Source organism: Sporichthyaceae bacterium (assembly GCA_036493475.1).
GTDB lineage: Bacteria > Actinomycetota > Actinomycetes > Sporichthyales > Sporichthyaceae > DASQPJ01.
The window spans coordinates 1-1,702 of the sequence record DASXPS010000072.1 but is presented as its reverse complement, the minus strand read 5'-3'; the positions used below and the strand labels follow the sequence as shown (position 1 = coordinate 1,702).

Annotated in this window: 3 protein-coding genes; all 3 read left to right on the top strand. The window is 69.6% G+C overall.

The window, feature by feature from the left end:
• Nucleotides 1–212, top strand: a 212-nt coding sequence (locus VGJ14_07905) for a hypothetical protein (protein HEY2832330.1), incomplete at its 5' end; no start/stop codon positions are given.
• Nucleotides 213–221: 9 nt separating this feature from the next.
• Nucleotides 222–518: a transposase gene (locus VGJ14_07900; protein HEY2832329.1), complete on the top strand. Its 297-nt coding sequence runs from the start codon at nucleotides 222–224 to the stop codon at nucleotides 516–518.
• Nucleotides 519–520: 2 nt separating this feature from the next.
• Nucleotides 521–1,417, top strand: a complete 897-nt coding sequence (locus VGJ14_07895) for an IS3 family transposase (protein ID HEY2832328.1) — start codon at nucleotides 521–523, stop codon at nucleotides 1,415–1,417.
• Nucleotides 1,418–1,702: the final 285 nt, after the last annotated feature.

Sequence of the window (1,702 nt, the reverse complement as noted above, 5' to 3'; positions counted from 1 at the left end):
AAGATGATCTAGCAACTCTGGGGAATTTCGACGAGCGGCAGCACGTCCTGGGCGTCACCGCACACCCGGACGGGCCGTGGACCACGCAACAGGCCCGCAACCAAGTCATGGACCTCGGCGAGCGCACCGTGCGGTTCCGGTTCCTCATCCGCGACCGGGACACCAAGTACGACGCGTGGGCTTCCCCTCGTAGCGTGGAGACATCGCTTTGAGGAGGAGCGGTGCCAAGGCAGTACCGGAAATTTGATCAAGAGTTTCGAGATGGCGCAGTTCGGCTGGTGCTCGAGACGGGCAAGCCGATCGCGCAGGTGGCCCGGGAGTTGGGCATCAACGAGGGCACGCTGGGCAACTGGTGCGCTCGCCTGCGGCGCAGCAATGAGGGCGGCAACCCGGCGTTGAGCGAGTCGGAGCGCGCGGAGCTACTGCGGCTGCGGACCGAGAACATCGAGCTGCGGATGCAGCGTGATGTCCTCAAGCGCTCAGTGGCCCTCTGGGTCAACGAGGCGATGGGCCGGTAGCGGTGGCGCGGTTCATCGCCGCCCAGAGGGCCGAGCACCAGATCCCGCACGCCACCGCGTGTCGGGCACTGGGGGTCAGCGCGGCGTGGTTCTACAAGTGGCGCGATGGGGATGCCTCCCGACGGCGGGCTCGCCGGGAGCAGTTGGTCGTGGAGATCCGCCGGTTGTTCGCCGCGCACCGCGGTCGCTACGGCTCCCCGCGGATCACCGCAGACCTGCGCGAGGCGGGTTGGCGGGTCAGCAAGAACACCGTCGCGAAGATCATGCGCGAGCAGGACCTGGTGGCCCGCCGCCGGCGCCGGGGCAAGAACACAACTCGGCCGGGGCGAGGCCGGTGGCGGGCCCCGGACCTGATCGGGCGCCGCTTCGCCGCCGGGCAGCTCAACCGCAAGTGGTACGGCGACGGCACCGAGATCGTCACCGACGAGGGCAAGCTGTTCCTGGACAGCGTGCTGGACATGGCCTCGCGGCGGGTGGTCGGCTTCGCCCTGGGCGAGCACCACGACGCCGCGCTGGCCTACGCGGCGCTGGCCATGGCGGTCGCGGTGCGCGGCGGGCGGGACGCGATCGCCGGGGTCATCCTGCACACCGACCAAGGCAGCGAGTACACCGCCGGGCTCACCCGAGCCGCCTGCGACCGGTTGGGCATCCGCCAGTCGATGGGCCGACCCGGCTCAGCGTTGGACAACGCCGTCATCGAGTCCTGGCACTCCACAATGGAATTCGAGCTACGCCGTCTGGAACGCTTCGCCACCAAGGCCGAGGCCCGCGCCAAGGTCGCGGCCTGGATCGAGGAGTACAACCACGACCGGCGCCACTCGGCGCTGGACATGCTCTCCCCGATCGCCTACGAGCGCAGCCACGACACCCCCGACCACCCGCCGGGGCAGGCGGCATGAACCGGACGCCGTCTGCGGCTACCCAGCGTGGCACCGTCCTCGCCGCGGTCAAGGCCAAGCCCTGCGGGTGGCCTGCGGCCAGCCTTGACCCCCAGCTGCGGACGGCGCCCCCGACGCCGTCGAAACCGGGCCCGACGAACGAACCCAACACCAAGATCCGTCAATCTCAGGTCTCCACACTTTCGGGGGATGGCCAATGGACCCTCGAACTTGCCGGCGCCGCGCAGCGCGGACAAGCGCAAACATTGCCCTCGGGGGCCCACATGGTTCCCTTCACCCACGCCG